The 25576-nt window shown below is 54.8% G+C and carries 21 protein-coding genes; 7 read left to right on the top strand and 14 right to left on the bottom strand.

All coding sequences use genetic code 11. From position 1 onward, the window contains the following. Window positions 1-8: 8 nt before the first annotated feature. The 5 genes from UF64_RS04555 to UF64_RS04575 form a co-directional block, all read right to left on the bottom strand. Complete coding sequence (locus tag UF64_RS04555; RefSeq protein WP_044827439.1) at window positions 9-1289, bottom strand: peptidylprolyl isomerase; 1281 nt, start codon at window positions 1287-1289, stop codon at window positions 9-11. Window positions 1290-1295: 6 nt separating this feature from the next. Beyond that, window positions 1296-3488 carry an LPS-assembly protein LptD gene (locus UF64_RS04560; protein ID WP_044827440.1) on the bottom strand — a complete coding sequence of 731 codons (2193 nt, stop codon included), beginning with the start codon at window positions 3486-3488 and terminating at the stop codon, window positions 1296-1298. Window positions 3489-3491: 3 nt separating this feature from the next. Then, complete coding sequence (gene lptG / locus UF64_RS04565; RefSeq protein WP_044827441.1) at window positions 3492-4595, bottom strand: LPS export ABC transporter permease LptG; 1104 nt, start codon at window positions 4593-4595, stop codon at window positions 3492-3494. Then, window positions 4592-5710, bottom strand: coding sequence for an LPS export ABC transporter permease LptF (gene lptF, locus UF64_RS04570; protein WP_235284960.1), 1119 nt, complete (start codon window positions 5708-5710; stop codon window positions 4592-4594). Before lptF ends, lptG begins: the two co-directional genes overlap by 4 nt. Before the next feature lie 214 nt (window positions 5711-5924). Then, entirely contained in the window at window positions 5925-7691 is a 1767-nt protein-coding gene (locus UF64_RS04575; protein WP_044827442.1) for an acyl-CoA dehydrogenase, read from the bottom strand. 380 nt (window positions 7692-8071) lie between these two features. On the opposite strand from UF64_RS04575, the gene UF64_RS04580 reads away from it, so the two are divergent. After that, complete coding sequence (locus UF64_RS04580) at window positions 8072-9568, top strand: S41 family peptidase (RefSeq protein WP_235284961.1); 1497 nt, start codon at window positions 8072-8074, stop codon at window positions 9566-9568. An 84-nt stretch (window positions 9569-9652) separates the two neighbouring features. Here the strand turns inward: UF64_RS04580 and UF64_RS04585 are convergent, their stop codons facing one another. The 3 genes from UF64_RS04585 to UF64_RS04595 form a co-directional block, all read right to left on the bottom strand. Further along, complete coding sequence (locus tag UF64_RS04585; protein WP_304413227.1) at window positions 9653-10540, bottom strand: NAD(P)-dependent oxidoreductase; 888 nt, start codon at window positions 10538-10540, stop codon at window positions 9653-9655. Window positions 10541-10645: 105 nt separating this feature from the next. Beyond that, on the bottom strand, window positions 10646-11698 hold the full coding sequence (gene ppk2, locus UF64_RS04590; protein WP_052657456.1) for a polyphosphate kinase 2: 1053 nt from the start codon (window positions 11696-11698) through the stop codon (window positions 10646-10648). Between the two features lie 243 nt (window positions 11699-11941). Continuing rightward, window positions 11942-12184: a DUF1127 domain-containing protein gene (locus tag UF64_RS04595; protein ID WP_161794594.1), complete on the bottom strand. Its 243-nt coding sequence runs from the start codon at window positions 12182-12184 to the stop codon at window positions 11942-11944. Between the two features lie 138 nt (window positions 12185-12322). Between UF64_RS04595 and gcvA the strand changes: the two genes are divergently transcribed. Further along, window positions 12323-13264 (top strand): transcriptional regulator GcvA, encoded by a 942-nt coding sequence (gene gcvA / locus UF64_RS04600; protein WP_044827446.1) that lies wholly within the window; start codon window positions 12323-12325, stop codon window positions 13262-13264. An 8-nt stretch (window positions 13265-13272) separates the two neighbouring features. On the opposite strand, the gene UF64_RS04605 is transcribed toward gcvA, so the two are convergent. Beyond that, window positions 13273-13689 (bottom strand): DUF1489 family protein, encoded by a 417-nt coding sequence (locus UF64_RS04605; protein WP_044827447.1) that lies wholly within the window; start codon window positions 13687-13689, stop codon window positions 13273-13275. Window positions 13690-13905: 216 nt separating this feature from the next. On the opposite strand from UF64_RS04605, the gene UF64_RS04610 reads away from it, so the two are divergent. The 5 genes from UF64_RS04610 to UF64_RS04630 all read left to right on the top strand — a co-directional run bounded on the left by UF64_RS04610 (window position 13906) and on the right by UF64_RS04630 (window position 19513). Then, complete coding sequence (locus tag UF64_RS04610; RefSeq protein ID WP_044827448.1) at window positions 13906-14199, top strand: DUF2849 domain-containing protein; 294 nt, start codon at window positions 13906-13908, stop codon at window positions 14197-14199. An 11-nt stretch (window positions 14200-14210) separates the two neighbouring features. Beyond that, window positions 14211-15866: a nitrite/sulfite reductase gene (locus UF64_RS04615; protein WP_044827449.1), complete on the top strand. Its 1656-nt coding sequence runs from the start codon at window positions 14211-14213 to the stop codon at window positions 15864-15866. After that, the gene (locus tag UF64_RS04620) at window positions 15853-16380 is read left to right on the top strand and encodes a DUF934 domain-containing protein (protein ID WP_044827450.1); all 528 of its coding nucleotides are present in this window, start codon (window positions 15853-15855) and stop codon (window positions 16378-16380) included. Before UF64_RS04615 ends, UF64_RS04620 begins: the two co-directional genes overlap by 14 nt. A 531-nt stretch (window positions 16381-16911) precedes the next feature. Continuing rightward, entirely contained in the window at window positions 16912-18087 is a 1176-nt protein-coding gene (locus UF64_RS04625; RefSeq protein WP_235284962.1) for a hypothetical protein, read from the top strand. Window positions 18088-18124: 37 nt separating this feature from the next. Continuing rightward, on the top strand, window positions 18125-19513 hold the full coding sequence (locus tag UF64_RS04630) for an MATE family efflux transporter (protein WP_044827452.1): 1389 nt from the start codon (window positions 18125-18127) through the stop codon (window positions 19511-19513). Between the two features lie 16 nt (window positions 19514-19529). Here the strand turns inward: UF64_RS04630 and UF64_RS04635 are convergent, their stop codons facing one another. Genes UF64_RS04635 through UF64_RS04655 form a run of 5 tightly spaced genes read right to left on the bottom strand, consistent with a single transcriptional unit; the run spans window position 19530 to window position 25407 of the window. Continuing rightward, on the bottom strand, window positions 19530-20039 hold the full coding sequence (locus tag UF64_RS04635) for a GNAT family N-acetyltransferase (RefSeq protein WP_044827453.1): 510 nt from the start codon (window positions 20037-20039) through the stop codon (window positions 19530-19532). Between the two features lie 18 nt (window positions 20040-20057). Then, complete coding sequence (locus tag UF64_RS04640; protein WP_044827454.1) at window positions 20058-20972, bottom strand: hydroxymethylglutaryl-CoA lyase; 915 nt, start codon at window positions 20970-20972, stop codon at window positions 20058-20060. Then, window positions 20972-22975 carry an acetyl/propionyl/methylcrotonyl-CoA carboxylase subunit alpha gene (locus tag UF64_RS04645; protein WP_044827455.1) on the bottom strand — a complete coding sequence of 668 codons (2004 nt, stop codon included), beginning with the start codon at window positions 22973-22975 and terminating at the stop codon, window positions 20972-20974. The genes UF64_RS04640 and UF64_RS04645 overlap by 1 nt, the downstream gene beginning before the upstream one ends. A 1-nt stretch (window position 22976) precedes the next feature. Then, window positions 22977-23789: an enoyl-CoA hydratase/isomerase family protein gene (locus UF64_RS04650; RefSeq protein ID WP_044827456.1), complete on the bottom strand. Its 813-nt coding sequence runs from the start codon at window positions 23787-23789 to the stop codon at window positions 22977-22979. A gap of 7 nt (window positions 23790-23796) precedes the next feature. Next, entirely contained in the window at window positions 23797-25407 is a 1611-nt protein-coding gene (locus UF64_RS04655; RefSeq protein ID WP_044827457.1) for a carboxyl transferase domain-containing protein, read from the bottom strand. Window positions 25408-25576: the final 169 nt, after the last annotated feature.

Genomic DNA, 25576 nt, shown 5'->3' on the forward strand with positions numbered 1-25576 from the left:
CGACCGGATCAGGTCCGGATATCAATAAAGGCCTGACGACGCAGTTCACGAAGTTTGCGACGCGCCAGAATATCAAGGCGTTCCATGCGCAGCCGGTTTTCAATGTCCTGACGGGTTGGCAGATTGCTTTCTTCGGTGATGTTGCAGATCATGACCATCAGTGCACCGCCATCGACGCGAATGACGTTTGACGGTTTGCCTTGATCAAGGTTGCTGACAGCCTGGCGGATCGGACCGGACAATTCGCCGGGCGAAATGCCTTCCATCTTGCCGCTCAGGTCTGAGCCAAGGTCGACAGCAACATTTGCCATGGCTTCACAGCTATCGGCTGTTTCGCGCGTGTTCTGCAGGACCGCCATTCTGTTATCAATCTGATCCTGGGGCATGTCGCCACTGATCGGAACGAACAGCTGATAAAGATCAAGCCTCGTATCGGTGACGGCATTGGCGTCACCGACGCGGCGATCAAGAAGCTTCAGGATGTGATATCCGCGAATGGTCTGGATCGGAGCGCTGACCTCGCCGGGCTGAAGCTGGTTGACGGCCTGTTGCAATTCGCCGGCCATTTCACCGGCATAAAGCCAGCCAAGGTCGCCACCATTGGCCGCACTTGCACTGGCCGAAAACTGCCGTGCTAGACCGCCGAAATCGGCCCCCTGATCAACAGCGCCAAGAATTTCCTGAGCAGATTGATAAACGCGCGTGCTGTCCTGCGGATTGTCGACCGGCAGGAAGATTTCCTGAACACGGTTACGCGGTTTTCCCTGGTTGCTGATGATGCGTTCAAGATTGTCGTCGATCTCGGCTTCGGAAATCTCGACTTCATTGCGCATGGTGCCCAGAAGCTTCTGCCAGGCAACCTGCGGACGGATCTGGTTTTCAATCGTTCCCGGTGTAATCTGGCGCTGGGTCAGATAAGGATCCAATGCACCGTCTGGCAGACCCGCATTTTGCTCAATCATCGACTTTCCGCGCGCGATATCCTCGTCGGTGACTTCAATGTCGCGCCTCTCCGCTTCCTGCATCTGTAGCTTTTCATTGATCAGCTGCTGCAAAATCTGCGGCGCCATTTCGTTGCTGCGTTGAGGCGTCATCTCGATATTTGAGGACACGGCAACAAGCTTGATGCGCTCAACAAGATCAATGATCGAAATCGGATCATCATTAACGACCGCCGCAACACCAACAGGCGACTGGGCGCGCAGCGGTGTAGCCATCATCGAAAGTGTGACAGCCACCATCACAGCGCAGATTTTCAAGGACGTCGAAATCGAAAATTTGGAAATCATTTTTACTTACAATCCGGCTGCAGATGCAAATTCGCCCAAGGTCTTGAAGACCAGACGGAAAAGGAACTCGTCAGACTCACCTAGGTCCTGATCCTGATAGAAGGTCCGGCGAACACGACCATCAAAGATGAAGCACTCATCTTCATAAACGAAACCGATACCGTATTCCAAGGGGTCAGACTGATCGACGTCATAGCGGCCATAGGCGTGCCCCGACCAGTATTGGCTGAATTTTCTGTCCGCTCGGAAATAGATTTCCTCACGTTCATCGAACTCTTCGCTTCCCGCATCGTCTGTGAAGTGAACGTAAGAGGTATTGATTCTTATTGTATCCAAAGTGCCAGCAGATAAATTAACCTGATTGCGGCGGGCAGAAAAATCATCGCTGTCTAGTCGATAACGGTATGTCAGATCTAAATAGCTGCTAGGTGATACGGTAACGCGTCCAACATAGTCAGAAAGATGCTTATCAAGGCCTGATCCTGATGCAAAGGTGTCGTTCTCGTTCTCGTTCTCTCGATAGCTTTGACCGAACATTGCGCTCGTGTATCCACCATCTGGACCGTAAACTCCCCATTCGAGTCCGTAACTTGCCCTAAAGCCGTCCTCTGCTTGGTCCAAGCCCCCAAAGCGATCATGAGCGAACAGATTGATGTCATCGAACTCAAACGACTGGGAATCCTCGTTTGATATCTCTGCCGGGTTGCCGCCGTTCGGAGACCATGCCGCCATCGCAATCGGCGTGATAACCTGATGGTAGGCGCCCTGATTGCTGACGAAGGGCATCTGCCAGTCGATAGCCGCAAGGGGAAGAATGCGTCCAGCGTAACCGCTGTAGTCGTCTCTGCCTTCGCGACTCACATCAGAGACAATATAGTTGTCGCTACGAATTGACAGGCTGAGTTTGGTGACGTCGCCCATGGAACCTAAATGGGGAAGTTCCCATCCCGCCTTTGCTGAAACACGATGTGAGTCCGTACCATCTTCACGTGTGAGTGACAATGCATCCAAGTCAAGCGTTGTTATGCTGCCATACTGGGCGGGGGCAGACTGTCCATGAAACTGTAAATGAGGCAGCACCATAGGTGTCGTATCACGGTCATCGTCACTTTTTAGACCCTGAAAGTAATACGCGTCTGCGCGTGTGTAGCTCGCGCCCCTAAACCCTTCGGTAAAAAGGTTAGAGGTCAGGACCGATGGTGACCCAAAGCCATAACGCGACAAATAAGTTTTTTCAGTGGCTTGTTCGGCGTCAAAGCCCCAACGCCATGTCGGGTCAATGTCAAAGCGTCCTTCAGCATCAATATGACCTTGCCAGCTTTCATTGCTGTCGTTGGTTGCGCTACTTACCACCTCCATCTCCCCGGCGTTAAAGCGTTGCCGATATTCTGTCGCGAGTAAAGGGCCTTCGTCCGTTGTGTAAGTCGGCGTGAAGGTCATATCCTTACTTTTGTCAATCGCCCAGTAATAGGGTTGACTGAAGTAGGTGCCAACGTGGCTTGTGCTGCCAAATGACGGGGCAAGCAAACCGGACTGACGTTTTACTGTCGGGTCTGGATGCTGGAAATATGGAGAGTAAAGGACCGGAATGCCGGCAACTTCCAAACGGGCATCTTCGTATTCTACCGTTTTTGCGTCTGCATCGTGTAAGACGCGGGCCGCACGTATGCGCCAAAGAGGTGTCGCGCCACTTCCATCGTCTTCACAGACCTTGCAAGGGGAGTAAACGGCTTTGGCAATTTCGGTAAAATTCCCGCCGCTGCGTCGTGCTCCGGCGCCGGCAATACGGGTGTTCTCGTCGAGCAGTACGTAAATATCCCGGACGATCCCGTCCTTGAAATCACCGCTAAGTTCGACATAACTCGCGAAGGTAACTTCACCGCTGGGCTCAGTGATGCTGACATTGCCCGAGGCTGTCAAAACATCCTGAGAACGATCATAGCTCACCGTATCGGCAAGCAGAATTCGGCCTTCACGTGAAATCTCGACATTGCCGCGAGCCGTAACGGTCTGAAGGTCCTGATTGTAGTCAACCTCATCTGCGCTAAACAGGATGGCCGGTTCTTGCTGCGGAGTTTCCGAGGCGCTTGTTTGTGCGGCTGCCGGATGCAGATTTACAAAGCTGCCGACAACTAAAATCCCACAGCCCAGAATGGTGCCTGTTGTCAGTCTTTTTATCATTCCCCCCGCCATGACCATAGGCTAGCCATCCTCAAGATGTAACAATGTAGTAACCCCGAGCAACAAGGATATTCCCGCTGGCGCCCAGGCCGACAAAATCGGTGGAATGCCGCCGGAAACGCCCAGTGCCGAAATGACGTCCGTGCAAAAATACAAAATGAACCCGGTTGCAACACCCCCACCGATAACAAGGGAGGCGCGACGACGTCGAGAAAATTTAAGGCAAAATGCTGCCGCGATCAAAACCATGGCACATAAAAGTAAAGGCCTCGACAACAGACTGTGAAAATGGATCTGGTGACGAGTTGCATTAAATCCCGCACGCTCAAGCAGCGTGATAAAGGGCTTCAGATCCCAGAATGACATGGTTTCTGGCGACGCAAAGCTGTCCTGGATTTTCCGCGCCGTCAGGTTTGTCGGCAGCATCATTTCTTCGGCGAAAGTGCTGGCTTGGCCGGGAACAAAAGTCCACGAATCATAGAAATGCCAAGTGCCTGGTTCCAGAACAGCGCGCCCGGCATCAATGCGGGTCGTGAAATCATCCGCATCTTCAAAGCGGAAGATCGTCACGTTCCGAAGATCAAGCTGATCACCCTGCTGACTGCTGACCGAACGCGCAAAAATAACGGCTTGTCCGTCCTGCGTCCCCTGACGCAACCAAAGCCCGCTTGACGAAAGGTTCATCACACTGGCGTTGTTCTGCAGATAGCGCGCTTCGAGTGTTTCGTATTTCTGCAGCAGGATCGAGGAAAGCGGATTGAGTGCGCCGACCTGGATACTGCCAAGAATGATGGCGCATAGGATTGGCGGCAGCATGAACTGCCATGCAGAAACACCGGCCGCACGTGTCACGACCAACTCCTGATTGCCAGTCAACTTCCAGAACGAGAACATCGACCCAAATAGAACGGCAAAGGGCAGGACCTTCTCGGTCATGAACGGAATTCGGCTGGTCGCCATCTGCAGAACAATCCCAACAGTCGCGTCTGGCTTGTTCCCAGCACGTCGCAGAAGTTCGATGGTATCGCCAATCAGAATCAGGCCGATGAGAAGTGCTAGGATCGCCAGAATGGAGATCAGGACATGCTTGCCAAAGTACCATGTCAGAAGCGGCGAAATTCTCATGCTTCTGCCTCTTGGGTAGTTGCACGCCGCGCTTTGATCACCGGACCGCGGAACGTCCAATAAAGTCCCAAGCCAATCGGGATTAGCGCATTCATGTACATCAGCGGGACAAGTGCCGGATTCTTGGCCGCAAGGTTTTTCATCGCGATCCCAGTTGCCTGACAAATAACCATAAAACCAATTGCCGCCAAGAGCCTTCCAGTCTGTCCGCGTCGCGAGAAGCTGCTTGAAACAAGAACAGCCAATGCAATGCTGGCAAATGCGATGGCGTTAAGGGGGGAGATCAAACGATCATGACCTTCGGCGCGGAAGGAGCCCAGATCATGCTGCGCAATATCCGGCGGCGTTCCAGTCAGAAGGTTATACACACTGCGCTCGCGCGCTTCCTGATAGCGCAAGCCTTCCTCTGTCGTGCTATGGGCGATATCAACCGCATAACGATCAAAATAAAGGATCGACATGGTGCCGTCGTCGGCATTGACTTCCTGGCGGTTGCCATCCAGCAAGACAATCCGCGGGCCTTCGTCAGTGCGAACCAACGCGCCATGTTTGGCCATCATCGTGGTTTGCGCATCCGGATCGCGGGCATCATGGACCAGAATGCCGAGCAGCTCGTTATCCCGGCCGACTTCGCGCACGTATACCGTCAAGCCGTCAATATCCGTGAAGCTGCCTTCTTGCAAAAGAACCGACGAGAAGTCGTTGCGGATCGAGAACTGCAGTTCCTTGAACTGTGTGTAGCTGTAGGGAAGGTAGAACAGTGTGAGGAAATAGCACACTGCTGTTGAAAGCAGTGCGACAATCAGTGCTGGTTTGGCCAGCGCCCATTGGCTCAACCCCGCCGCGCGCATGATGATCAGTTCGCGGTCCTGGATAAGCTTATTGTAGGAAAATACAATCACGAAGAACAGCGCGATCGGAATAATGATCGTCAAAAAGCTGGGCAGCAGTAGCGATGTCAGCTGTAAAAAGACAGAGATCGACAAGCCCCGATTCACAATCATTTCAACAAAGCGCAGGCTTTGCGACAGCCAGATCACACACAGAAGTCCCAGTGTGACAAAGACCATCATGATCAGCTGCTGTTTGAGCATATATCGGGTTAAGCGATTCATTGGGCGGATTATAGAGAAGCAATCGAAAACCGAAACAGGAAATTGTCGTCAAACCCGTTCAAATCTTGCGGGATTTCCGAATGTTGACCTGCATTTGGGGGAATGATCGGGCTGGTTGAATTCGGGTAATAAGAAAGTCGCACCATCGTTCCGCATTGGCGGCGATGATGCGACTTGGTTCTGGCCACAAAGCACGGCGAAAATGTGACCGTCGTTAATGCATTTGCGGGGCCGTGCAATTGCGCACCTGTGCCGCCATGAAAGCGGCCTCTGGCAGGAGTTGTGTAAAGAAGAACCTGCAGCTTTTTGTCTTGGAAATGCGGAAGTCTCCCGGTGTTTCGGCTCTGTTCGCGGCATGAAGTGCGCGCAGCATCAACCATCCGGAAATGCACAAGGCCGCTTGTCGCAAATATGGCGTGGCCAATGCCTGCGCCATGTCCGCATCCGCAGCACAACGTTCGAGCACGATAGCCGTCGAGGTTTCAATATCGGTAATTGCGTGATCCAGTTCACCGCTTGCCTGCGCAAGATCGCTCGTGTCATCGCCCGCTTGAACGTCGCGGATCGTTTCCTTGATGTCGGCAAGCAACGCGTTGAGGGCATGTGCCTGGTCGCGAAGCACTTTGCGCCCGATGAAATCAAGCGCCTGAATGCCGTTCGTACCCTCATAGATCGGCGCAATACGCGCATCACGAAGGTGCTGTGCCGCGCCTGTTTCCTCGATAAAGCCCATGCCACCATGAACCTGAACACCAAGGGATGCGTTATCGACGCCAAGATCGGTCGACCAACCCTTGACCAGTGGGATCAGAAGATCCGCGCGCGCTTGCGCAGTTGCGCGTTCACTTGCATCAGACAGATGATGGGCAAGATCCAGTTGGGTCGCGGCATAGAACGACAGCGCACGCGCCGCATCGGTTGAGGACCGCATGCGCATCAACATGCGTTGGACATCGCCATGAACGGCAATCGGGGCCTCTTCACCGGTTTTGGCATCCCGACCCTGTTTTCGGGTGTTGGCATAATCCAGCGCCTGCTGATAGGCGCGCTCGGAAATGGCGACACCCTGTTGGCCAACGGCAAGACGGGCATTGTTCATCATGGTGAACATATAGGCGAGGCCTTTGCCTTCCTCGCCAACCAGATAGCCGGTTGCACCGCCCTTGTCGCCAAACTGAAGGACTGCCGTCGGGCTGGCATGAATGCCAAGCTTGTGTTCAAGCGACACACAGGTCACATCATTGCGCGCACCGATTTCACCGCTGTCCGACACCAGGTGTTTCGGAACGATAAAGAGCGAGATACCTTTAACACCAGCAGGGGCATTGGGTGTACGGGCCAGCAAAAGATGCACGATATTTTCCGTCATCTCGTGATCGCCATAGGTGATGAAGATCTTCTGACCGGAAATTTTATAGGTGCCATCATCCTGCGGCACCGCAGTGCTGCGAACCTTCGAAAGGTCAGAACCGGCCTGCGGCTCGGTCAGGTTCATGGTGCCGGTCCATTCGCCTGATATCATCCGCGAAAGATACAATTCACGTTGCTGATCCGAACCATGGGCAATCAGGGCCTCAATCGCACCGGATGTCAGCATCGGGCAAAGCGCAAAGGCCATGTTCGCCGCCTGCCACATCTCGGCAACGGCAGCCCCGAGTAACATCGGAAGCCCCATGCCGCCTTCGCTTTCAGGTGCCGAAATACCCTGCCAGCCGCCTTCGCAGAATTGTGCATAGGCTTCCGTCCAGCCGGTTGGTGTGCGGACAGTCCCATCTGGCTGAAGTTTTGCCCCTTCCTGATCGCCAATCCGGTTAAGAGGTGCGATGACAGAGCCCGCAAATTTGCCGGCTTCTTTAAGGATGGCGTCAACCAGATCCGGGGTGGTTTCCGCATAGGCCGGCAGCATCGATACCGTATCCAGACCAATCACGTCATGGATCAGAAAACGGATATCTGAAATGGGGGGCGTAAAGTCGCTCATGAAAAAAGACGTCTCCCTGAAATGTGAGCCGCCCGCTCGGAATAGTCAGCTTTGTGCCGACCTTGTTTTGTTGGCCGTAGCATAACGATCCAGCGCGCCAAGATCGAGTCTGTTTCGCGTGATCGTGCGAAAGACGACATTCAACATTGGTTGAAGTCGCGCAATTCAGCACGAACACTGGCGAAATGACACAAGACTACCGATATGTTGCGAGGGGGTGCGTGTAAGCGCCCAAACAGGTAAAAGTTGCGTGATCTGGCGCCGATTGCATGCCAAGGGGTCGCCAAGCGAAAAAAGGCAGGCTAGACTTGCGGGAATTGAAGGTCGAATGATGCCCGATATACATTCGGTCGAAAAAATTGAGGGACAGGAGCAAGCTGTTGCTGCGTAAGGGAATATTGCCAATTTTGTTTGCGGTGCTGATTTCGTTCGCCGGAACAAGACTGGTGGCCTGTGCCGGTCCGGCATGGCCAAGCGATGAAGAACGCAGGTTTCTCGATGCCTACCGCACCAGCGTGACCGCCGGTGCGAGCGAGGAACAGTTTGCCCATGCCGACAAGCTTTATGCCGAAGCGCTAGAGGTGCTGTCGGAAACCTATGTCGAGAAAATCGATCGCATGGCGTTCATCGATAACAGCATTGCCATGCTGGGCGATCTTGAAACCGATGACACATCGCCGGTCGGTGTGGTCGGTGCGGTGCTGGATGACAGCCTGCATGACCTTGATCCACACAGCGCCTACATGACGGATGACATGTTCCGCCGCCTGCAGGAAAGTACCGAAGGCAGTTTTGCCGGTGTTGGTATCGTCATTGCGCTTGATGATGAAAAACGTATCCGGATTGTCTCCCCGATTGACGATACACCAGCCGCGCGTGCGGGCCTGCGCCCGGATGACAGAATTACCCATATCGATGGCTATCAAATGGTTGGGGAGCCGATTTCCGAAGCAGTACGCCGCATGCGTGGCCGCGTCGGTGATCCGGTGACGCTCACCATCAAGCGTGTCGAAGACAGCTTTGACGTCACAGTCAAACGCGCCCGGATCGAAGTTCCATCGGTAACTGCAAGCATCATTGATCAGGATATTGGTTATATCCGCGTGTCGCGTTTTGATGCCACGACCCTTGATCAGACGCAGGAATATCTGCGCGAACTCGAAGACAGGATCGCATCCCCGAGGGGCATCATTGTTGATCTGCGTCGTAATCCGGGCGGGCTTCTGGATAGTGCAGCCGATATTGCCGACCAGTTCCTGCGTGATGGTCTGATTGTTGCCACCGAAGGCCGTGGGGAGCGCAAATTGCGCAGCTACGAGGCCGACCGGTCCGACTTCTTTGATCAGGTACCCATGGCGATCCTGCTCGATCGCGGGTCGGCTTCCGGTGCGGAGCTGATGGCGGCTGCCCTTCGTGAAAACGGGCGCGGCATCATCATAGGCGAGCGTTCCTTTGGCAAGGGCTCGATGCAGCGCATCATGCCGCTGACCTCTGGCGGTGGGCTTAAAATCACCACTGGCTATTACACCACGCCGGAAAACCACATTGTGCAAGGCCATGGCGTGATTCCCGACATCGAAGTTACCTTGGCCGATGCCGAAGAGTTCGAGCGCGAGATTGATCTTGAACACGCACTGCCGTCGCGCCGTCGTGATCCGCGCCAGTCCCTGGCAACGCTTGAAGCGACCAGCTGCGAGCAGGATATCGAGATCGAACGTCTTGGCAAATCGAGCCGCGAGAACCTTGAGGAAAACCTCGCAGAGGGTGAAGAACCCATCCGCGATTCCGTCCTTGAATGTGCGGTAGGCTATTTCGATAACGGCCCGCTGGCCAATTACCGCAATCAGGTTGAGCCGCTTCTGCGTGCCGGTTTGTAATCGCCTAAAACGATATCAATGCAAAAAGCGCGGCCCGCAAAGGCCGCGCTTTTTGTTTGTCTTGATGTTTGGATCGCCGGTGCTTTAACCGCGTGACAGCAGATCAATCAGGCTGGAGGTGTCCCAGCGATTGCCGCCGCGTTCCTGCACCTGGGCATAGAACTGATCAACAAGCGCTGTGACCGGCAGGCGGGCACCATTGCGCTTGGATTCTTCAAGGCAGATGCCCAGATCCTTGCGCATCCAGTCAACCGCAAAGCCGAAGTCGAACTTGTTTTCAACCATGGTACTGCCACGGTTCTCCATCTGCCAGCTGCCAGCCGCACCCTTGGAAATCACATCCAGAACCTTTTCCATATCAAGGCCGGCCTTCACGCCGAAATTAACCCCTTCGGAAAGGCCCTGGACCAGACCGGCGATGCAGATCTGGTTGACCATTTTGGTCAGCTGGCCCGAACCGCTGTCACCCATCAGTTTGCAGGATTTGGCAAAGGCATCAATGACCGGGGCAGCGCGATCAAACGCATCCTGATCACCGCCACACATGACGGTCAAAACACCGTTTTCTGCACCGGCCTGACCACCGGAAACCGGGGCGTCGATAAATGAAATGCCCATATCCTTGGCCGCCGCGTAAAGTTCGCGCGCGACATCGGCCGATGCGGTGGTGTTGTCAATCAAGACAGAACCCTTGTCCATGCCGGCAAACATGCCCGCATCGCCCAGCATCACGCTGCGCAGGTCGTCATCATTGCCAACACAGGAAAAGACGAATTCCGCACCCTTTGCCGCCTCGGCCGGGGTGAGGGCGGACGATCCGCCATATTCGGAAACCCACTTTTCCGCCTTTGCTGCGGTACGGTTATAGACGGTAACGTCGTGACCTGCTTTCTGCAAGTGACCGGCCATCGGATATCCCATGACACCCAGACCGATAAATGCACATTTTGCCATTGTTTGCCTCCCGAAGATTTACATGCATCCAGTAAAGGTTGCAGTGAGGGCAATGTCAATGAACGCAAATGTTACCGCGACAATGTTTTCACGATCTGGAAGACCAGAGCCCGAGCAGGTTGCTCAATCCTCATCAAGTTCCTCGGCGACGCTGTGAATGATCCGGCGGTCATAAACAAGGATCTCGGGGCGCTTGCCGGGATAATCAAACTGCGCGAGGTAGAAGCGAATGGCGTTGATACGCGCGCGTTTCTTGTCATCGGACTTCACGATCACCCACGGGCTGTCGGTGGTTGATGTGTGGAAGAACATGTCGCGTTTGGCCTCGGTATAGGAATCCCAAAGGTTTTGGGAGGCCAGATCAACCGGGCTTAGCTTCCATTGTTTCAGCGGATCGGTTTGGCGCTGCTTGAAGCGCCGTGCCTGTTCCTTTTTGCTGACCGAGAAATAGAATTTCGTCATGTGAATGCCGGACCGGATCAGCATGCGTTCAAGTTCCGGCACGGACTGCAAAAACTCGCTGACATCAAACATGCTGCAGAAACCCATGACCCGTTCGACCATCGCCCGGTTATACCAGGACCGATCAAACAGGGTGATTTCACCGCCACTTGGCAGATGTTCGATATAGCGCTGGAAATACCATTGCGTCAGTTCGCGGTCGTTTGGCTTGCCAAGGGCGACAATGCGCGCGCCACGCGGGTTAAGGTGCTCGGTAAACCGCTTGATGGTGCCACCTTTGCCTGCGGCATCGCGCCCTTCGAAAATGATCAGGGATTTCAGGTTTTCCGCCTTGATCCAGTTTTGCAGTTTCAGGAGCTCGATGTGAAGCGGGGCAATCAGTTCCAGATACTGCTTGCCATGCATCTTCTTTGCCCGCGCTTTCGGGTTCAGGTCGATGTCTGGCGGCAGCTGATCGTTCGGAATATTGCTAAGGTTCTGGCTGGTGGTCTTATTCGAGCTTGAGGGGAAATCGTCAAGCCGATCCATGGTCATGTTCTCGGAGTCCAGCAAGAACCTGTCTTTCGCTTCGCTATCGAGTGTCGATAGGGTTTCAGTCCGGTTGGCCGCGGATCGGCTTTTGGCTGTGCGTCGCGTCGCATCTCCCAAGGCATCGTCTTTGTCATCCTTGGCTGGTTTGTCGGATTTTTTTGCCGCTTTCTTTTCCGCAGTCATGCGCCGGTTCCCGTCGGTTGTGGCCAGATACAGTTCCAACTTTGAGCGATTATTGACCTCGCTGCAATGCAATGGATCAAATAATGGTTTTATAAAATCGATCCCGGTCGACAAATGAAAATGCCCGCTCGATGTGGGGGCATCGAACGGGCAGCGGGCAGGTTGTGCGGTGGCACGAAGGGGGGATCAATCCCGGCAATTTTCCGTGGGGGCGGTGTGGCGCCGGATTGATCCCGTGCGGGGTTAGCGCAGTTTGAAAGACTGCCGGTATTCTTCTTCGGCCTGGGCGCGGGTGATGCCGATGTCCGAAAGTTGATGATCAGACATTTTCAGCAACATCCGGCGTTCTTCACGAACGGCAAGAAAGCGTGAAAACTGGTTGCTCAGGTCATTCAGGCGACCAACAAGATTGATGAAGGACGTACTGATCGATGCTTTTGGTTGGCGCTCCACGGCAGACGGAGCAGGGCTAAGGGAATAAGCCATCATTCTCTCCATGAGTTAATACTGCTAATGCAATGTTTGCTGTTGAAGGCATAGTGCGCCTATATTGCGCAGGGAACAAACGAGTATTTCTGATCACATGGATTAGAAATGCTAATCCATGTGATTGGAGCAATATTCATGCGGCTTCCGCCTTTGCAGTCCGTGCGTGCCTTTGATGCCGCTGCCCGCTATCTGAGCTTTACCAAGGCTGCCGAAGAACTGTTTGTGACCCAGGGCGCGATCAGCCAGCAGGTCCGCCAGCTTGAGGAATATCTGGGTTTCAAGCTGTTCCATCGGTTGCCCCGTCAGATCCACCTGACCGAAGAAGGCGCGCAATTGGCCCAAGCAACCACGGCCGGGTTTTCACGCATCGCTGATGAAATCGAACGCCTGATGCTGGTGGAGGAAACCGGTGTGGTAACGGTCAGCGTCCTGCAAAGCTTTGCCGTGAAGTGGCTGGTGCCGCGCCTTGGACATTTTCGCGATGCCTATCCTGATATCGATGTGCGCATTCATGCCGATGACCGGCTTGTTGATCTGCGGACCGAGGGCATCGATCTGGCTGTACGGTTTGGCAGTGGTAACTATCCCGGGCTTGTCTGCGAGATGCTGATGCGTGACGAGTCTTTCCCGGTTTGCAGTCCGGCGTACCTTGCGGCCCATCCGGTGTCAAAAGACCCGGCTGACGTCGCCGGGCATCAGTTGCTGCATGACGCGACCACCTTTATTGATCACCCGCATGCGGCTGATTGGGAATTCTGGCTTAAGGGCGTTGGTGCTGAAGGTGTCGATGTCAGTCGCGGTCTGCGGTTTAATTCCGGCGATATGGTCATTCAGGCAGCCCTGATGGGGCAGGGGATTGCCATGGCACGCACAAGCTTGGCTGCACTTGATCTGGCGGCAGGCAACCTGGTGCGGCCGTTCCCGCAAAGCGTTGCATCAAGCGGGGCCTATTATCTGGTGTATCCCGAAGAACACCTTAGGCGCCCACGCGTGAAGGCGTTTGTCGACTGGCTTAAAAATGAAGTCTCCGAGATGCTGCGCGAGATTGACCCGGACGAGGAAAATACACTGGCGTAAGGTGCGCCTCAGATCAGGCCAAGGTCACGCAATTCATCGGCCATGTCATCGGGCAGGGCATCTGCACCGCCGCCCTGTTTTTCATCGGGTGGGCATTTGTCATCTGGGAAATAGCGCCATCCCTGAAACGCGCGATGCGGATAGGGGCGGGTGGCAATCAGTTCTTCGTCCAGTACGATGCGGCAATACTTCGTGCCTTCTTCATTGACGAATTCCTCAAGATCGATGACCCGCTGGCGGCACCGCACCGCCCCCTTGATCACCCAGTATATGGATCCGCCATCAAGAATCTCTTCCTTGCGCTTGGGCGTCATGCGTGTGGTGTGGAAAATCCGTCCGTGCATGGCCTGAAAATAGGTCTGCCATTCCTTCAGGCTTTCGGGGCTATCGGTGCCGACACTCAGTTTGATGATGTTCAAGGGCATAACAGGAAGGTTTCTTGTGCGATGGTGTTCAATGACTGATGAGGTAAAACCCGTACGCCAAGCGGTCAATAGTGGATTATTAAAACACAAAATAAAGTGTAATTTATCATATTTCACAAAAAAACTTGACCAATAAGGGCTAGTCAGCCAAATTCTGGTGCAGAAAAGGTCCATAACAGGACCAAACCCGAGAGATTTACAGGCTGAGAGAACCGAATGTCCCTGCAAGTTGTCACGGCAAACCGTCTGGATGACGGGTTGGTGGTGTTCCTGACCAGCGATGGTAGTTGGAGCGAAAACATCAACGATGCCCGCACCGCCGAAGGCAAGGAAGCCGCAGATGCGCTTCTGGCCGAGGCCAGTGCACCCGAACTCGATATCGTCATCGTCGGTCCGTACCTGATTGATGTCGAACAGCAGGGCTCGGATCTTATGCCGACAAAATACCGCGAAGTTCTGCGCACCAAAGGCCCAAGCGTCCGCGAAGACCTTGGCTATCAGGCGGTATAAGGAGAGCCCCGATGTATCGTTATGACGATTTTGACCGCCAGCTTGTTCATGAACGCACCGAACAGTTCCGCGAACAGGTAAAACGCCGCCTTGCCGGTGACATTACCGAGGAACAGTTCCGTCCGCTGCGTCTGATGAACGGTGTCTATCTGCAGCTTCATGCCTATATGCTGCGCGTTGCTGTTCCCTACGGCACGCTGCGCGCTGACCAGCTCCGTCAGCTTGGCATGATTGCGCGGGTCTATGACAAGGGCTATGGCCACTTCACCACGCGCCAGAACATCCAGTATAACTGGCCGAAGCTTGATGAGATTCCTGATGCGTTGCTTGACCTTGCCAAGGTTGAAATGCACGCCATTCAGACATCAGGCAACTGCATTCGTAACACCACGACCGACCAGTATGCCGGTGCCGCAGCCGATGAGATCGAGGATCCGCGTCCTTATTGCGAACTGATCCGTCAGTGGTCGACCTTCCACCCGGAATTCACCTATCTTCCGCGTAAGTTCAAGATCGCTGTTACCGGATCGCCCAATGACCGTGCGGCGGTGAAGGTCCATGATATTGGCCTGCGCATGCATCAGAACGATGCGGGCGAAACCGGTTTTGAAGTCATTGTCGGTGGTGGTCTTGGCCGGACACCGTTTGTTGGCAAGACCATTCGCGACTTCATCGGCAAGAACGATCTGTTCTCGTATCTCGAAGCGATCCTGCGCGTTTATAACCGCTTTGGCCGTCGTGATAACAAGTACAAGGCGCGTATCAAGATCCTCGTCCACGAGGAAGGCATTGATAAAATCCGCGAACTTGTTGAAGAGGAATGGTCCCAGATCAAGGACGGGTCGCTGCGCGTTGATGATGCGGAAATCGCTCATTACATCGAACAATTCGCCCCGCCGGCGTTTGAAACCCTTGCCGATGACGACGCCGATTTCGAACGTCACAAGTCCGAAAACCGTCGTTTCGCCAACTGGGTGCGTTCGAACGTTATCGAACACAAACAGCCGGGCTATGCGATTGCCAACGTGTCGCTGAAACCGATTGGCGGCATTCCGGGTGATGCGACCGATACCCAGATGGAACTGGTTGCCGATCTTTCGGAAAAATACAGCTTTGGCGATGTGCGTGTGACCCACGAACAGAACCTTGTTCTGCCGCACGTCAAAAAGGCTGATCTGTTCGCGCTCTGGACCGCCCTTGATGCCGATAACCTCGGCACGGCCAACCTTGGCTATGTCACCGACATCATTTCCTGCCCGGGTCTTGATTACTGCGCGCTGGCGACGGCGCGTTCGATCCCGCTGTCTCAGCGTATTTCCGAACGGTTCAGCGACCTTGATCGTCAGCATGATATCGGCGAGCTCAAGATCAAGATTTCCGGCTGCATCAATGCCTGCGGGCATCACCATGTCGGTCATATCGGCATTCTTGGCCTCGATAAACGCGGCAAGGAATTCTATCAAATCACCCTTGGTGGTGACGCCAGCCAGGATGCCTCGATCGGCAAGATCGCCGGTGCCGGTTTCTCCGAGGCCGAGGTGGTCGATGCCATTGAAAGCCTGGTGACGAAATACATTGATATCCGCGACGGCGGTGAACGCTTCATCGACACCTATCGTCGTGTCGGCATGGATCCGTTCAAGGAGGTTCTTTATGGCGATCGTTAAGAATGACAGCCTGATCGAACAGGAATGGATCACGGTTGACGCCGAAGGCGACCTGCCGTCGAGCGATGAAAACCTGATTGTACCGCTCGAACGTTTCAAGGAAGAGCGCGACAGCCTTCTGGGTCGCAATGGTGGGCTTGGTGTTCAGTTGAACCCGGGCGACGCACCGGAAGATCTGGCGGATGATCTGGATCGCCTGTCGATCATCACGGTCAATTTCCCGGCCTATACCGATGGCCGCGGATATTCCTATGGCCGGGTGCTGCGCGAACGCATGGGCTTCACCGGCGAGCTTCGCGCGGTTGGCGACGTTCTGCGTGATCAGATCCTTTATATGCATCGCTGCGGATTTGATTCTTATGACCTTAAGGTCGAAGGCGAAGTGGCGCTGAACAAGGTGCGTGCCGCACTTAAGGAAATGTCGGTTTATTATCAACCGACTGGCGATGGCCGAGTCACCGCGCAATCATTGCGCGAACGTCGTCGCGCGGCGCTAGGTCAGAAAGCATCTTGATCAACTGACCTTACCCTCTGCATTTCGATTGAATATTTTTGGTCCATCTTTCGGGCACCCAAACGGGTGCCCGTTATTTTTGCTGCTTCGACGAGCCTAACTTCTGACAAATTATTCTTGTAAAAGGAAAAAGGACGCCTCGTGTAAAATCTTTACGTGGATACGGGGGGCAATTAATGGATGTTTGCTCCGGTGCGCACAACAACTTATAAGTTGTTGTGGTTGGTACGAGTTTGCGATCGTGGGCCTTGCTATTGAGTCTTTGAAACAACCTTTTCTTTTGTCCACGTGCGCGGTCGCTTTAGTGAATAGTTCGGCTATGATGGCGACGGCTGACTTCTCTATTAAGAGGGGTGCCCGTAGTCAGCGATTTTTTCTGTGTTGGCGATTGGACATGCGATGGATGGATGCATGATCAAGCGGGATTTCACCCGTTATGACCATACCTATCATGATAAAGTTCGGAGATATAAGGATCGCCTTGGTGTCATAGCTGGCACATTGAGCCGATTTAGCGAATATAGTCGTACGATGTTGGCTTCCCAGCAGCTCTACATCTATGCCAAGTGGCTTTCACGCTACACGGCGTATTGGCCGCGCCTTGATAGTCTGGTTGCCCGTCTTGAAAACAGCTTTGACGAAACTGATCAAAGCTATGTTGCGCGCCAATCATCGGTCGATGGATCTTGGGGTTGGCAATATACCGAGTTTCATCACAAGTTTGATGCGACTATTGTGCGTCTGCATGAACTGGCGACTGAAAAACGCGCACCGCGCCATCCGCTCCATTTTCTGGAGCCGGTATCAACCATCCCGAAAATGCGCGCCTATCTCGAAGATCTTCTGGTGTCGGATATTGCCGCAACCGGGCGCAACAAACGTGATGAACTGGGATCGGTCTTGTGCTGTCTGGCGCAGCTTTGCTTCAAGCCGCGCCTGCGCAATTTTGCCCGCGAACATGTGCGCGGGATCGCGCTTGATGATGCTTATATCAAGGCCTTTACCGATTTCCTCGACGATATTCAGAACCCGGAAACCGGTTACTGGGGCCCATGGTATTGTTCGGAGGGTAAAACCCATCGCTATGATGACCTGAGTTTTACGTTCCACATTGTGTCCTATCGGAAGGGGGATGTTCGCCATTGGCCAAGCCTGATCCGAACAACCCTTGAACGGCGTGGTGAGGAATATCCGGTCGGCTGGCGGAGCCGTGGTAACTTTAACAACCACAACAACTATGATGTCGCGAAAATATTCCGTCATGGCTGGTCGCATATGACACCAGCTCAACAGGATTTCGCATCAACGCAGCTTGACGGGATGCTGGACTGGTGCCTGACGCATTCGATGCGCAAGGACGGCAGTTTTGTCTTTGATGAACAATTCTACAATTCGCTTGAGTCTTGCCACTATTTCGGCGTTTCGTTTCTTGATGAGGTCGGGTATTTCCGTCCGCGCAAACGCTTCTGGACGGACCGGAAGTTTCCCGAGGCTGGCCGTGTGCAGCATCATGTTATTGCCCGGCTAAATGAGTTCTGCCCGCAAAATCCAAGCGTCATCGCGGCGAAATGGAAGGCTGGAACGGATCTGAGCCTTGCGGCGAAACAACAAATATCGGCGGCAGAAACAGAACGTCTTTCAAGACGGCAGCGGCACAAGTTCCTTATCAGTGCCGACACATCTGCAAGCTCTTTCAAAAACGATTGATGCCTCACTTTTTCAACCGTGACGGATCAAACATAAAATGGCGTTGCAGCAGCAGTATTTTATCGGTGGTTCGGTTCTGCACCATATCCTGAGCATGGCGTCAACAAGTATGCTTGCGCTTGTCGCGATGGTGGCTGTCGATGCGCTCGATCTGTTCTTTCTGAGCCTTCTGGGTGATGTCGATATTGTTGCCGCACTTGGCTTCGCGTGGCCGTTGATATTTTTCACGCTGGCGATATCGCTTGGGGTGTCGACGTCGATGACCGCACTTGTGTCACGGGCCGAAGGGATCGGTGACCGTTACCGCGCGCGTATGATGGCAACGCATATTCTGCTTTTTGGTGTCGTTCTTTCGGTTCTGATGACAGGGGCGATTTGGTGGGGCGCACCAACGATGCTTGTCTGGCTTGGCGCATCCGGACGCGTCCATGAACTTGGTACAAGTTATCTGCAGATCGTCATGCTTTGTCTGCCCATTCTGGTGCTTAGCATGTCCTCCGGTGCGCTTTTACGGGTGATCGGGGCCAAACAACGATCGATGTGGGCAAAGATCGCAGGGGCGATCACCAACGGTGTGCTTGATCCCATCTTCATCTTTGGTTTTGGCTGGGGGGTGGAAGGTGCCGCCTGGGCCACCGTGATATCGCGCATCGTGATCATGGTGATCGCGTTTTATGGCGTGCGCAATGTGCACAATATGCTGGGCCGTTTTAACGGTGCTTTATTCGTGCACGATGTTCGCGAAATTGCCAAGGTCACCGTGCCGGTGGGGTTGGCTAAAACCGGCCCGCCAATTGCCAGCGGTTTTATCATGGCATCGATGGCAAAGTTTGGGTCAGATGCCGTCGCGGCAATGGCGATCATAGAACGCATCGCGCCATTTGCCTTTGTCGGTTACATGGCCTTGCCCCAGGCTATCGGGCCGATCTTCGGACAGAATTTTTCCGCCAAACGCACGGATCGTGTTCGCGCCATCTGGCATTCGGTCTGGGGGCTGATTGTTGTCTATGGTCTGGCGGTATCGGCACTCTTGTTTGTGCTGTCTGACCAATTGGCGGAACTGTTTCGCACCACACCGGAAACCGGAAACCTGCTGGGGCTGTTCTGTAGGGCGATTGCGCCGCTTTACATGTTTTTGGGCCTGCAGTTTTCATCCCATACCTTCTTTAACGTTACCGGGCGGCCTAACCTTGCGATGCTTGCCGATCTTGCCAAGGAGTTTCTTGGCGTGATTCCGCTCGTCTGGTTGGGTAGCATCTATTTCGGGGCCGTGGGAGTTTTGTGGGGGCAGGTCGCAGCTATTGTGTTGTTTGGTGCCTTAACTGGCATAGTCAGCTACAGGCTGGCGTGCCACAAACCGCAGTCAGATCAATCGTTGCAATCGGGGCCGCATAAGTCCTTGGCTGGACGTGGGAATGCTGGGTGATTTGGTCGTAGAAAGATCAGCTTTGTTTCTGATTGCGGGCATCAAGCGTCATCAAAAGGCACGGGCCCTTGGCGGTGTCATATTCCCGCCCGGCCACAAAGCCAATCGCCTCATAGCAGCGAATGGCGCGTTCGTTTTCGGGATCGGGATCAATCCCAATCATAGGGGCGCCACGTTCGAACAACTGCGCAGTCAGCATTTTCAAAAACATCTGCCCATGCCCGCACCCCATCATGTCGGGCACGCCGATAAAGGCATCAAGACAGCGGGTGTTTTGGGGCAGGGGATCAAAATGCGCCTGTGGCCATTGATGGGCGTCGTAATGCTGGACAAAGGCAAAGGGCCGATTGCGGTATGACACAATCAGTGTCGCCATCTCGGCCAGTTCGACATCTTCGGAAATCAGTTCAATCTGCTCGCCGGGTTCGCCCCACCAGCGGACAACTTCCGGCACATGCAGCCAGCGGCCAATCATCGGCAGATCATTTGGGGTGGCCCGTCGGAAGCTGTATTTTGACGGGCCCATCCACTCGTTCCCTGCTGGTTATCTCTGTGCTGCCAAGGCCAGATTGACCTTCGATGCGCTTGATTTTCCTATCTGATCACAAATCCAGCTTCCTGTCTCGGCAAGCTTTTCAAGATTGATACCGGTCTCAATCCCAAGCCCGTTCAGCATATAGACAACATCCTCGGTTGCGACATTGCCACTGGCCCCCTTGGCATAGGGGCAGCCGCCCAGACCAGCGACGGAACTGTCGATGGTGGCAACACCCATTTGCAGCACGGCCAGCAGGTTGGCGAGCGCCTGACCATAGGTGTCATGGAAGTGCGCGGCGAGCTTTTCGATGGGGACATGTTTGGCAACGGCGTCGATCATCACCTGTGCCTTGGTCGGTGTGCCGGTGCCGATGGTGTCGCCCAGACTGATTTCATAGCAGCCCATGTCATAAAGTGCCTTTGCGACCTCTGCGACTTTTTCAGGCGCGATATCACCTTCATAGGGGCAACCCAAAACGCAAGAGACATAACCCCGCACGGCAAGGCCTGCTTTGCGTGCGGCATCTGCCACCGGGCGGAAGCGATCAAGGCTCTCAGAGATCGAACAGTTGATATTCTTTTGCGAGAAGCTTTCGGACGCGGCCCCAAAAACAGCAACCTCCGTTGCGCCTGCGGCAATCGCAGCCTCAAGGCCCTTCATGTTCGGCGCCAGCACGGGATAGGTCACACCTGCTTTGCGGGTGATTTGCGCCATGACATCGGTCGCGTCGGCCATTTGCGGTACCCATTTCGGACTGACAAAGGCGGTGGCTTCGATCACGGATAATCCGGCGTCATTCAGGCGGTGGATCAGCTCGACCTTGGTCGCGGTCGGAACCATCACCTTTTCGTTCTGAAGCCCGTCACGCGGGCCGACTTCAACGATTTTGACGCGGCTTGGCAGATCGGAAATCAGGGCCATTATTCGGCCTCCTCAATCGCGATCAGCTCCGCGCCATCATCGACCTGATCGCCGACGCCAAAGAACACTTCCTTGACCGTGCCCGATACAGGGGCGGAAATGGTGTGTTCCATTTTCATCGCTTCCATCACGACAAGCTTGTCACCAGCCGTGACCGCCTGGCCGGCCTCGGCCATCACGGCAATGATCTTGCCCGGCATCGGGGCTGTCAGGCCGCCACCAGTGCCCTCTGCCCCGCCAGCAGCTGCCAGCGGATCAAAGATGTCCAGACGGTCCGAGCGACCATCGCGGAATATCATCAGACGATTACCATCGCGCAGGACGGTGGCACGTTTGCGAACGTTATCAAGACTTGCAACGATGGCGCCGTTTTCATCGCGTTCGGCGCGGGCGATGATAGCGCTACCATCGGGCATGTCGATGACATAGCCCTGATCGCGGTAATGCACCTTCACCAGCATGTCCGACCCATCATGACGCAGGATCAGGTCGTGATGGTTGTCGTCATTAAGCCTGAATCCCGCCGTGCTGTGCCAGGGGGAATAGGGATCGCTGCTTTGGGCTGCGTGGGCGGCGGCCTCCACATCGCGGGTCAGCAGGATATCGAGGGCTGCAAACGCCAGTGCCTCGTTATCGGGGGTGCTGGGTGCGGGGATCAGGTCATCCTGATAGTTCGGGATGAAGCCGGTTTCGACCTCGCCACGTTCAAAGGCGGGATGGCGGGCGATATTGCCAAGGAAGCCGGTATTGGTCGTGACACCGACGATCTGTACGTCATTAAGGGCTGTTGCCATACGGCGCAGTGCTGCCTTGCGATCCACATCCCACGTGATCAGCTTGGCGATCATCGGGTCATAATGGATCGATACTTCGCCGCCTTCATAAACGCCGGTATCGACCCGCACATGATCGGTTTCACGCGGCATGCGCATATGAACAAGCTTGCCGGTTGCCGGCAGGAAGTCATTTTGCGGATCTTCGGCATAGATGCGCACTTCAAAGGCGTGCCCGTTGATCGACAGGTCTTCCTGCGCCTTTGGCAGTTTTTCGCCATCGGCCACACGCAGCTGCCATTCCACCAGATCTTCGCCAGTGATCTTTTCGGTCACCGGATGTTCGACCTGAAGACGGGTATTCATTTCCATGAAATAGAACGCACCCGATGCATCAAGCAGGAATTCAACCGTGCCGGCCCCCTGATAGCCAATCGCCTTGGCGGCATCGACGGCGGCCTTGCCCATCTGGGCGCGGAGTTCTTCGCTCATGCCCGGGGCAGGGGCTTCTTCAATCACCTTTTGGTGGCGGCGCTGCAAGGAGCAATCGCGCTCAAACAGGTAAACGGCGTTGCCATGACTGTCAGCAAAGACCTGAATTTCGACATGGCGCGGTTTGACGATCAGTTTTTCAATCAGGCAATGATCATCGCCAAAGCTGCTCGCAGCTTCGCGTTTGCAGCTGATCAGCGCATCCTTGAAATCGGCGGCGGTTTCAACCGCACGCATGCCTTTGCCGCCGCCGCCAGCCGACGCCTTGATCAGAACCGGATAGCCGATCTTGTCGGCCTCTGCGGCCAAAAGGTCAGGGTCCTGGTCCTCGCCATGATAGCCCGGGACCAGCGGCACACCGGCCTTGCCCATGATTTTCTTGGCTTCGGATTTTGATCCCATCGCGCGGATGGCACTTGCCGGCGGGCCGACAAAAACACATCCGGCCTTTTCCAGCGCATCGGCAAAACCGGCATTCTCCGACAGGAAGCCATAACCAGGATGAACAGCATCGGCACCCGATTGCGCGATGACCTCAAGCAAGCGGTCGGTACGCAGATAGCTGTCTTTGGGCGCGGGCGCGCCAATATGATAGGCCTCGTCGGCATGTTTGACATGCAGGGCATTGGCGTCGGCATCGGAATAAACGGCAACCGTGGCAATTCCCATGCGGCGGGCGGTCTTGATCACACGGCAGGCGATCTCACCGCGGTTGGCGATCAGAAGTTTGCGCGGCATGTTATTTCTTGCTCCAGTTCGCGGGACGTTTTTCCAGAAAGGCACCGACACCTTCGCGGCCCTCGTCGCTTGCCCGTTGATCGGCAATACGTTGTGCGGTGTCGTCAATCACGGCATCCGAAATCGGCTTGTTGGCAACCGCGTAGATCAGGTTCTTGGCGGCATGCATGGCATCCGGACCATTGGCCAGCAGAAGCTTCGCCATATCCTGTCCGCGTGCTGCCAGTTCATCGGGTGTGGTTATTTCATGCACCAGCCCGATTTGCTGGGCAGTTTTGGCGTCAAAGCGCTCAGCGGTCAGGAAATAACGCCGTGCCTGATTAACCCCGATGGCCTCAACGACATAGGGTGAAATCACCGCCGGGATCAGGCCCAGCTTGACTTCCGATAAGCAGAAGTTGGCACGATCCGATGCAATCACGATGTCACAACATGCGGCCAGACCAACTCCGCCACCAAACGCCGCGCCATTGACCAGGGCAATGGTCGGCTTTAATGCGAAATTCAAAACCTTCATCAGTTTGGCAAGTGCGCGGGAATCGGCAAGGTTTTCGGCATGGCTATAGCCCGCCATGCGCTTCATCCAATTCAGGTCGGCACCAGCTGAAAAGCTTTTCCCCGCCCCGGTCAGGATGATCACGCGGACCGCACGATCGGCATCAAGTGCCTCGATCTTGGCGGTCAGGTCGGCAATCAGGACATCATCAAACGCGTTGTGAATTTCCGGGCGGTTGAGTGTGATGGTCGCAACGCCATTGTCCGCAATTTCACACAGTGCGGCATCAGAAATGTTATCGGTGTTTACATTGCTCATGGCGACCTCACATTCTAAACACGCCAAACCGGGTATCTTCGACCGGTTTGTTGAGTGCCGCCGACAGGCCAAGGCCCAGAACCATGCGGGTATCGGCCGGATCAATCACACCGTCATCCCAAAGGCGCGCGGACGCGTAGTATGGATGACCCTGTTCTTCGTACTGATCGCGGATCGGGCCCTTGAATTCTTCCTGTTCGGCTTCCGGCCAGCTTTCGCCGCGTTTTTCCATAGCATCGGCGCGGATTTGCGTCAGAACGTTGGCGGCCTGCTCACCCCCCATGACAGAGATGCGGGCATTTGGCCACATCCACAGGAAGCGCGGGCTATAGGCGCGGCCACACATGCCATAGTTCCCAGCGCCGAACGAACCACCAATCAGAACGGTGAATTTCGGGACATTGGCGGTGGCAACAGCGGTGACCAGTTTGGCGCCATCCTTGGCGATGCCGCCGCTTTCATATTTGCGGCCGATCATGAAACCGGTGATGTTTTGCAGGAACACCAGCGGAATGCCACGTTGGGCACATAGTTCGATGAAATGCGCACCCTTGAGCGCGCTTTCGGAAAACAGAATGCCGTTATTGGCAACGATGCCGACCGGATAGCCAAAGATGCGGGCAAATCCGGTGACAAGGGTTGTGCCGTATTGCGCCTTGAATTCATCAAACTCGGAGCCGTCAACGATGCGGGCAATGATTTCGCGAACGTCATAGGGCTTTTTGGTGTCGGTCGGTACCACGCCATAAATCTCGCGCGGGTCATAGGCGGGTGTGCGCGGTTCGGTCAAGGTCAGACCGGGGTTCTTGGTCCAGTTCAGGTTCTTGACCACGTCGCGTGCAATCGACAGCGCATGGCTGTCATCCTGCGCATAATGATCGGTGACACCGGACGTCTTGCAATGAACATCTGCCCCGCCAAGCTCCTCGGCCGAGACGACTTCACCGGTCGCGGCCTTCACCAGCGGCGGACCGCCGAGGAAAATCGTGCCCTGTTTGCGGACAATGATGCTTTCATCAGACATTGCGGGGACATAGGCACCACCCGCCGTGCAGGACCCCATGACAACCGCGATCTGCGGGATGCCCTTAGATGACATGGTTGCCTGGTTAAAGAAGATCCGTCCGAAATGATCACGGTCGGGGAAAACATCATCCTGGCGCGGCAGGTTGGCCCCACCGCTATCGACCAGATAGATGCAGGGCAGGTTGTTTTCCAGCGCGATTTCTTGTGCGCGCAAATGCTTCTTTACGGTCATCGGGTAGTAGGATCCACCCTTGACCGTCGCATCATTGGCGACAATCACGCATTCAACGCCCGATACCCGGCCGATGCCGGTAATGATGCCCGCTGCCGGGACGTCCTCGTCACCATACATGCCATGGGCGGCAAGCTGGGAGAGTTCGAGAAACGGTGAGCCAATATCAAGAAGCTGGCGAATGCGTTCACGTGGCAGGAGCTTCCCGCGACCGGTATGGCGATCGCGGGCGCGTTCGCCGCCGCCCAGTTTGACCGTCGCAATCTGATCACGAAGATCGGCGACCAGTTTTTCCATATGGTCGGCATTGTTGCGGAATTCTTCTGAACGGGCGTTCACCGCAGATTTCAGTACCGTCATCGTCCGTTTTCACCGTTTTTGTTGTGGGCAATCGGGCCCGCGTGCAGGGTGTTTATGGCTGTTGTTATGGGTGAAGTTTACGTAAACGTCAATATTAAATCGGTATTTTAGTACCGAAATTATATATATGCTGCAAATGCGCTGATTATGAAGCGTTTGATAGGCCCTT

Source organism: Thalassospira sp. HJ (genome assembly GCF_000948415.1).
In the GTDB taxonomy this organism is placed as follows: Bacteria; Pseudomonadota; Alphaproteobacteria; order Rhodospirillales; family Thalassospiraceae; genus Thalassospira.